The organism is Flavobacterium chuncheonense, from assembly GCF_042686145.1.
Classification (GTDB): Bacteria; Bacteroidota; Bacteroidia; order Flavobacteriales; family Flavobacteriaceae; genus Flavobacterium; species Flavobacterium chuncheonense.
The window spans coordinates 762,965-771,716 of sequence record NZ_JBHUPC010000012.1 but is presented as its reverse complement, the minus strand read 5'-3'; the positions used below and the strand labels follow the sequence as shown (position 1 = coordinate 771,716).

The 8,752-nt window shown below is 33.2% G+C and carries 8 protein-coding genes; 3 read left to right on the top strand and 5 right to left on the bottom strand.

The genetic code is table 11. The annotated features are described in order from the left end of the window. From ACFS5J_RS07565 to ACFS5J_RS07555, 3 genes are all read left to right on the top strand, one after another. On the top strand, positions 1-1,074 hold a 1,074-nt coding region (locus ACFS5J_RS07565), incomplete at its 5' end, for a T9SS type B sorting domain-containing protein (RefSeq protein WP_379811469.1). Positions 1,075-1,184: 110 nt separating this feature from the next. Further along, complete coding sequence (locus tag ACFS5J_RS07560; protein WP_379811468.1) at positions 1,185-2,189, top strand: PorP/SprF family type IX secretion system membrane protein; 1,005 nt, start codon at positions 1,185-1,187, stop codon at positions 2,187-2,189. A gap of 60 nt (positions 2,190-2,249) precedes the next feature. Next, positions 2,250-2,765, top strand: coding sequence for a gamma carbonic anhydrase family protein (locus ACFS5J_RS07555; RefSeq protein WP_379811467.1), 516 nt, complete (start codon positions 2,250-2,252; stop codon positions 2,763-2,765). Positions 2,766-2,843: 78 nt separating this feature from the next. Here the strand turns inward: ACFS5J_RS07555 and murI are convergent, their stop codons facing one another. The 5 genes from murI to ACFS5J_RS07530 all read right to left on the bottom strand — a co-directional run bounded on the left by murI (position 2,844) and on the right by ACFS5J_RS07530 (position 8,750). Beyond that, positions 2,844-3,623, bottom strand: a complete 780-nt coding sequence (murI, locus tag ACFS5J_RS07550) for a glutamate racemase (protein WP_379811466.1) — start codon at positions 3,621-3,623, stop codon at positions 2,844-2,846. Between the two features lie 74 nt (positions 3,624-3,697). After that, complete coding sequence (locus ACFS5J_RS07545; protein ID WP_379811465.1) at positions 3,698-4,201, bottom strand: OmpH family outer membrane protein; 504 nt, start codon at positions 4,199-4,201, stop codon at positions 3,698-3,700. 29 nt (positions 4,202-4,230) lie between these two features. Next, on the bottom strand, positions 4,231-5,232 hold the full coding sequence (locus ACFS5J_RS07540; protein ID WP_379811464.1) for an OmpH family outer membrane protein: 1,002 nt from the start codon (positions 5,230-5,232) through the stop codon (positions 4,231-4,233). A gap of 115 nt (positions 5,233-5,347) precedes the next feature. Next, complete coding sequence (gene bamA, locus ACFS5J_RS07535; protein WP_379811463.1) at positions 5,348-8,077, bottom strand: outer membrane protein assembly factor BamA; 2,730 nt, start codon at positions 8,075-8,077, stop codon at positions 5,348-5,350. Beyond that, positions 8,010-8,750, bottom strand: coding sequence for an isoprenyl transferase (locus tag ACFS5J_RS07530; RefSeq protein ID WP_379811462.1), 741 nt, complete (start codon positions 8,748-8,750; stop codon positions 8,010-8,012). The genes bamA and ACFS5J_RS07530 overlap by 68 nt, the downstream gene beginning before the upstream one ends. Positions 8,751-8,752: the final 2 nt, after the last annotated feature.

Here is an 8,752-nt window from a genome sequence, read left to right as displayed (position 1 = left end):
GTTGTAACACAAACAATAACGGTTAATCCTATACCAGGTACGCCTATACCATCACCAGATGTTACAATTTGTAGTGGAGAGTCACCAAATATTACATTGTCTGTAACCAACCCATCAATACCAGGAACAGAAGTAGAATGGTTTGTGTATGATGTAAATGGTGTTGCAGGAGCAACTAATGGATCAGGAGTTGCACCATTACAAATCAACGAGGTGTTGACAACAACAGGAGCAACACAAGGTTATGTGGTGTACCGTGTTCGTACAAAATTAGGAAATTGTCAAGGAGGTTATACAGATTATACCGTGTTTGTTAATCCATTACCAATGCCAGTATTAGAAGATGGCGCAATTTGTGTGGACGGAACAGGAACAGTTTATCAAACGTATTGGTTAAACGCTGGAGATTTTGGAACAGGCTATGAGTTTTCATGGTATGAAACAAGTGATCCTACAACAGCAATTGCAGTTACAAGTGTGCCGACACTAGAGATAAGTCAAGCGGGTAACTACTTTGTTGTAGTTGAAAACACGACTACAGACTGTATAGGAACATCAAATACAGTAACAGTTATTGCAACAACACCAGCAACTAATATTAGTTATACAGTTACCGATGCGTTTAGTGATAATGCAACCGTTATCGTTACTATAGATCCAGGAGTGAATGGTACTTATCAATACCAAATGGATGATGATGCAGCTCAGGATACAGGAGTGTTTACAGGAGTAAGTCCAGGTACACACACTGTTACAGTTGTTGATACGCAAGGTTGTACATACTTAACAATAGAAGTAATGGTAATTGATTATCCAAAATACTTTACACCAAATGGAGATGGAGTAAACGATACATGGAAAGTATCAGGATTAAACCAAGCAAATGCTAAGTTGTATATCTTTGACCGTTATGGTAAGTTAATCAAACAAATTAGTACTTTAGATGGTGCTGAGGGATGGAATGGAACTTTCAATGGAGAACAGTTGCCATCATCAGATTATTGGTTTACATTAGAATATATTGAGAACAATGAAACAAAAGAATTTAAGTCCCATTTTTCTTTAAAACGTTAAATTTTAAGTATTTTTTTATAACTATTAGAATGTTTTGTGAAAATTTATATCTTTGACGAACTTGATAAATTATAAGAAATACAATAAGTAAAAAACAATAGAAGCCTACAATGAAATTTTTAAAAAGTTATTTAGTTCTAACATTTTTAGTAGCTCAATTTGCAGCTTTTTCTCAAGAAGGAGTTGCAGTTTATTCGGATTATTTATCTGATAACTATTATTTAATTCATCCATCAATGGCGGGAGCTGCTAATTGTGGTAAAATTAGACTAACAGGTCGTCAACAGTGGTTCGGTCAAGATGATGCCCCAGCATTACAAACTTTAAGTTTTAATACCTCTATTGATGAAGATGGAAAATCGGGTATAGGTGCTATTGTTTTTAATGATCGTAATGGTTATCATTCTCAAACTGGAGCAAAATTAACTTATGCACATCACTTGAGATTTTCAAGAAGTACGGCGGATTTAAACCAGTTGTCATTTGGTTTAAGTGCTGGTTTTGTTCAAAGTCAATTAGATGAGACAGAGTTTGAAGGTTTTGATCCTGTTGTATTTGGAGGTGTATATCAAAAATATACTTATTTCAATGTGGATTTAGGTGCATCGTACCACTACATGGACTTCTTTACTCATGTAACGGTTAAGAATTTCTTAGCAAACAGTAGAAGGAAAATCTATACTGAAGGATATGAGTCAGATAACTTGAGAAAATTCTTATGGAGTGCAGGAGCAGTTTTTGGTGACAGTGATCGTTTATTGTTTGAGCCCTCTTTAATGTTTCAATATGTTGAGGAGACAAAAGAATCAACTATTGATTTAAATTTGAAGGTTTACAAAGGAATGGACTTTGGTAGACTTTGGGCTGCTTTATCATATAGAAGAAGTTTAGATGGAGCTGAGTATTTTGATGGAAGTGGAATTAGCGAGCAAAAGCTTCAATATATTACTCCAATTATAGGTGTAAATTATAAGAAGTTTATGTTTTCTTACACATATTCGCATTTGTTAGGAGATGTTAACTTTGATAATGCAGGATTTCATCAGTTAACTTTAGGATTCGATATTTTCTGTAAAGCTGCTGCTTGGGATTGTAACTGTCCTGCGGTTAACTAAACAACAAAAATTAATATATTTGTCCCGATTTAATCGGGACATTTTTTTTATAAATAATATATGATAATAAAAGCTGTAAATGGGAAAAGCCCAATCATACCTAAGGATTGTTTTGTGGCGGATAATGCAACTATAGTTGGAGAAGTTACTTTTGGAGAAAATTGTAGTGTATGGTTTAATGCAGTTGTTAGGGGTGATGTTAATTCAATCACTATTGGAAATAAAGTAAATATACAAGATGGAGCTGTGATTCATTGTACCTATCAAAAACATCCTACAATAATCGGAAACAATGTGTCTATTGGTCATAATGCCATAGTACACGGTTGTGAAGTTAAGGATAATGTTTTAATTGGAATGGGAGCTATTGTAATGGATAATTGTGTTATTGAAAGTAATTCAATTGTAGCTGCTGGCTCTGTAATTACTCAGAACACAATTGTAGAATCGGGGACTATTTACGCGGGTGTTCCTGCTAAAAAAGTTAAAGATATTAATACGAGTGATTTTGCAGGAGAAATCGAACGCATATCGAATAATTATGTAATGTATTCAAGTTGGTTAAAGGAGGAGTAATTCCGGGCTTAAATCTGCTTAAAATGGCTCTGGGTTTTTCTTGATTACTAAAGGAAATTTTAATTTTGTTGGCAGTGTTTAAAAATCAAAAAATGACACTTTTTTAGAACAACCCAAAATATTTTGTAAAACCTCAGTATCCGAATTGGAATAAAAAACGTTTGTCCCATTTTGAGTATTGGGGTTTTTAATATTGTGCTCCGCAAGTACGGTTTTAGTTTGTCTTGCAACGGCTTCTCCAGAGTCAATTATTTGAATGTGTCTCGGGAGAATTTTTTTTATTTGTGGAATTAAATAAGGATAGTGACTACACCCTAAAACCAAATAATCTATGTTTTCATCGACCATCGGTTGTAAATACGTTGTGAGTAATTCATACATTTCTATAGAATCGATGTCGCCATTTTCAATAAGTTGAACAAGGCCGTGACCGATTTGTTCAATAATGGTAACATTAGTATAGCTTTTTACTTTTTCATGAAAGAGTTCGCTATTTAGGGTGCCTTTTGTTGCTAAGATTCCTATTTTATGTGTTTTTGTTTGATTTACGGCAGGTTTTAATGCAGGTTCAATGCCAATAAAAGGAACTTTAAATTTAGCTCTTAATTCTTTTATTGCATTAGTAGTAGCAGTATTACAAGCAACCACGATAAGTTTGCAATTTTGTTCGAGTAAGAATTCGGTATTCTTTATACTTAAAGCAATTATTTCTTCTTTGGACTTTAACCCGTATGGTGCATTTTTACTATCTGCTAAATAGATAGTATTTTCATTTGGTAGTAGTAAATTAATTTCCTTCCAAATTGAAGTACCGCCAATTCCGGAATCAAAAAGGCCAATAGGTGCTGTTGTCTGCATAAAACAAATTTAAAGAAAAACTGCTCATAAACCGAAGTCTATGAGCAGTAAAATTTAAATGAAATTGTATTGAATTAAAATCCTAATTCTTTTTTAACATCAGCTAATAAATCAGTACCATTAGCAACTAATACACCGCTTCCGTTTGTTGCGTCTAATACATATTGGAAACCTTTTGCTGTTGCAACTTTTTGAATTGCATTTTGTGCTTTTTCTAAAATAGGTTTCAATAAATCAAGTTCTTTTTGTTGTAATTCTTTACCAGCACTTTGTTGATACTGTTGGATACGTTGTCCCATATCTTGCATTTCTTTAGAACGTGCCTCGTTCACTGCTTCACCAGCTGTAGGAGCTTCTTGTTCGTATTTCTGCAATTTTGTTTGATACTCTTGTACCATTGTTTTGTATTCTTTATCGTAATTCTCTTTAATTTTATCCAATTGAGATTGCGCTGCTTTCATTTCTGGCATGTTTGTCATTAGCGCTTGTACATCAATATGTGCAATTTTTGTTTGAGCTGATATTTGAGTTCCAACAAATAGTACTAAAGCAATTACTAAAGTTTTAAATTGTTTCATGTGTAATTTAATTAATTGGGTTATTATTTTTAATCGTTTTTAGTTTCTGTTTCTTTTTGTTTTTTAGCTTCTTCTCTTTTTCGAATAGCTTCATTTCTTTTCTCTTCTAAAGCTTTTTTACGCTCTTCAATTTTAGCATTACGTTCTTCTTCTAATTGGGCTCTTTTTTGTTCTGGAGTTAGTTCCTCAGTAGGAGAAGGGTTTGTTTTTTCTATTTCGCCAGTAGAAGTCTTTTGTTCTTCAGTGTTTTCTTTTTCAATTACTGTGCCACTTTTTTCTCCTTCACGGGCTTCTGTAGTCTTTTGTCTCTTTGCTTCAGCAGCTTTCTTTCGATCTTCAATTAGTTTTTCACGAGCTGCTTTACGCTCTTCAATTAATTTTTCTCTTGCTGCTCTTTTTTCTTCTAGTGCTTTTTGTCTTGCAGCTAATTCTGGATTTTCATCTTGCATATCTTCAAGAGCTTCTTGCGCCTCCTGTTGTTTTAACTGCTTTTTCGAAAGTTGTTCTCTTTTTTGAGAGCGAGAAAGAAGTCGGATTACTTGATCACTGATATCAAATCGTTGTGCAGCAAAAAGCATAGTTAAATCCGATGATTTGTCGAAAATAAAGTCATATTTTTTTTGTTCCGCTATATCTTGTATTGCAGTGAAAACTTGGTCTTGAATAGGTTTTACTAAAGTTGATTGCTGGATGATAAGATCTCCAGTTGGGCCAAACCTTTTTTCTTGATATTCCAAAAGCTCCTTTTCTTGAAAAGAGATTTCTTCCTCACGCTCTTCTATCAGTTCTTTAGTAAGTAGAACTTTTTCCGTATTTAAATCGTCTTTAAGTTTTTTAATTGCATTTTTTTTAACTTCTATTTCTTGTTTCCACTTTTGCGCTTTTTGATCCAATTGGTTTTTTGACTCAGCATATTCTGGAACTTTTTCCAAAATATAATCCATGTCAATATAGCCTATTCGTACTCCGCGTGATTGTGAAAATGCAAATGTTGATAATAAGAATGCTGCTAATAAGACTATTTTTTTCATTAATTGCTTTTTAATAAATTAAAACTCTTTGAAAGGAGTAGTAAAAATACGTTCGAAAGATAAGAAATATTTTTATTGTACTATTTCAAATGATATTTATTTAAACGCTCATTTATTAAAATTGTTGTCCTATGATAAAGTGGGTTTGCCAACCGCTTTTCTGTGTGTCTCCAGGTACAGGATCGAATCCATGAGCAAAGTCTATCCCTAATAAACCAAATGCAGGCATGAACACACGTAGACCTAAACCAGCTGAACGTTGAACAGCAAATGGGTTATAATTTTTAAAATCATTAAAGGCAGCTCCAGCTTCTACAAAAGTTAAAGCGTAAATAGAGGCACTCGGATTTAAAGTGATAGGGTAACGAAGTTCTAACGAATATTTATTATATACCGTACCTCCATCAGTCGATGATAAGGAGTTGTTTGGATATCCTCTTAATTGAATAGTTTCTCTACCATCTAATGAGTAATTGGCTAGTCCATCTCCTCCCAAATAGAAACGCTCAAATGGTACCAAACCTCTTTCATGATCGTAAGCTCCCATAAAACCAAATTCACCCAATGCTCTTAATACTAATTTGCCATAAATACGTTGGTAAGTATCCGCTTTGAATTTGATTTTATAGTATTCTAACCACTTATACTTTTCTTGGTCTACTTTTGCTGGATCAGCAGCAGCAGTTGCCAAACTATTTGCTTTTTTAGGTGTAGGGTTTGATGTTGAAGGAATAGCCTCTAAGTAATCACCTTCAGTAACTAGAATATCAACACCATTATCAGAATAAGTGTATGGACTTCCGTTGTATTTGTATTTGTATTCTTCCAAATTTTCAAGGTTTCCATAATCTACCCCATTAAAAGCAGAATAAGGAAGTGTGAATTTTGCCGACACGCTGAAATCCGATCCGTACATTGGAAAGATAGGATTAGAACCTTTACTGTTACGCGATAAACCAATGGTATAAGCTAGGTTTCTAGAAGCTCCATCACCAAAAGTAAATAAACCTGTGTTATAATTGTTCAAATCATAATACTGAAAAGAAACCGCTTGTGACAACACAAAATAATCATCTGGTACTCGTAAACGCTTTGCTAAACCAACTGAAAATGAAGTAATGTTAAAACTTTGATCTCTTGTAACATCGCGAGTAGCGTAATTATATAAGAATTGTTTACTGTGGGAAATAGACGCCGAAAAATTAACTGGTTTTTTACCACCTAACCAAGGTTCAGAAAACGATAAACTATACGTTTGGAAGTAGGTACTTCCTTGTAGACGTAATGCTAATTTTTGCCCGTCTCCCATAGGTACTGGAGTATAAGCCTCTTTATTGAAAAGATTTCTGATTGAAAAGTTGTTAAATGACAATCCTAATGTTCCAATGAAACCACCTCCACCGTAACCACCTTGTAATTCAATTTGGCTCGATCCTTTTTCAACAACATTGTATTCGATATCTACTGTTCCTGCTTGCGGGTCTACATTTTTAAAATCGGGCTTAATAGCTTCAGGATCGAAAAAGCCTAATTGACCAATCTCACGTATCGAACGAATCAATAATTCTTTACTATATTTTTGACCAGGTTTAGTTTTTAACTCACGGTAAATTACGTGGTCGTTTGTTTTGTCGTTACCTACAACCGAAATTTTATTGAAATAAGCAATAGGACCTTCAGTTATTCTGATTTCAAAGTCAATGGTGTCGTTTACTGTGCGTACTTCTACAGCATTAATACTTGAAAACAAATATCCATTATTTTGGTATAAGTTAGTGATGTCTTCTCCATCTGGTTTTGTTTCATCAGCAATTCTTTTTTGAAGTAAAACACCATTGTAAACATCTCCTCTTTTCACACCAAGTAACTGACTTAACTGTCTGTCTGTGTAAATAGTATTTCCTAAGTATCGAATATCTCCAAAATAATATTTTCGACCTTCTTCAAGGTTAACTTTGATAGCTACTGTATTACTGTTTTTGTCGTATGTTACAGAATCAGAAGTGATTCTGGCATCTCTAAATCCGTTCTCTTTGTATTTTGATATTACAGAAGCTAAATCTTCTTTGTATTTTTCTTTAATATATTTTGAACGTTTGTAAAAGCGTACAAAATTTCTCTTTTTGGTGTTTTTAAATGCTTTTAGAAGTTTAGCATCGGTTAGTTGTTCGTTTCCACTGAAATCAATGTTTTTGACTTTTACTTTTTCACCTTTGTCGATATTAACTAGCATTTTCACTTCTGTCCCAGTAGAATCAGGAGTATTGCTGATGATTACTTTAGTGTTGTAATATCCGTCTTTTTTGTATTTGTTTTCAATGTAATTTTTTGTAGTAGTTATAAGATTTTCATTAACTACTTTTCCTTTTTTAAGGTCGGTTTCTTTTAATAAATCTTCTGTTTTTCCTTTTTTAACGCCTTGTATTTTTACATCGGCAAGTTTTGGTAGTTCCATTAAGTTCAATTCAAGGTAAATGCTATCACCTTCAATTTTGTTAATGTAAAAATTTACATCATTAAATAACCCAAGCTTCCAAAGCTTTTTAATCGCTAAACTGATTTCTTCGCCAGGAACTCTAATTTTTTGACCTTTTTCAAGGCCTGTAAAGGTTACAACTGTTTGTTGGTTATATTGAACTTTTCCAGTTACTTCAACATCCGCTAAAATATAATCTTTTCCGTTTTCAAGTTTGGTGTCTTGAGCAAAAATGGTACTGTTTCCTAAAATAATAAAGGCGAATAGTAATAGTTTGAAACCTTTTTTTAACATTGTTGTATTATGAAATTTGTTCACTTGTTTTTCCAAATCGTCTTTCTCTATTTTGATAGCTAATAATGGCTTCATATAAATCATTTTCTTTAAAGTCTGGCCAAAGCACATTGGTGAAATAAAATTCAGCATAGGCTATTTGCCATAATAAAAAATTACTTATTCTATGCTCGCCACTTGTACGTATAACTAAATCGACATCAGGCAAATTATGCGTGTAAAGATGCTTATTAATAATTGATTCGTCAATAGCGTCTAGAGAAATTATATTATTTTTAACTTTATCACTAATTTTTTTAACAGCTTGTGTAAGTTCCTCTCTTGAGCCATAACTAAGAGCTAAAGTCAATGTCATTCTAGTGTTGTCTTCAGTTAAAGACATCACTTCGTTCAATTCATTTTGGACTTTTGTAGGTAAAGTTGTTAAATTTCCGATTGCGTTTAAGCGGATATTATTTTTTTGAAATGTCTTAACTTCCTTTTTTAAAGAGGAAACTAAAAGTCTCATAAGTGTGTCAACTTCGAGTTTTGGTCGATTCCAATTTTCTGTTGAAAAAGCATAAAGCGTCAAGTTTTTAATACCTAATTGTGTACACGCTTCTACTATAGTTTTTACGGTTTTGGTTCCGCTTTCGTGACCAAGAGTTCTTAAAAGGCCTTTTTGTTTTGCCCAACGACCATTACCATCCATAATAATGGCAAGATGGTTTGGAATTTTATTTTTGTCTATTTGGTTTAATAAGCTCATAA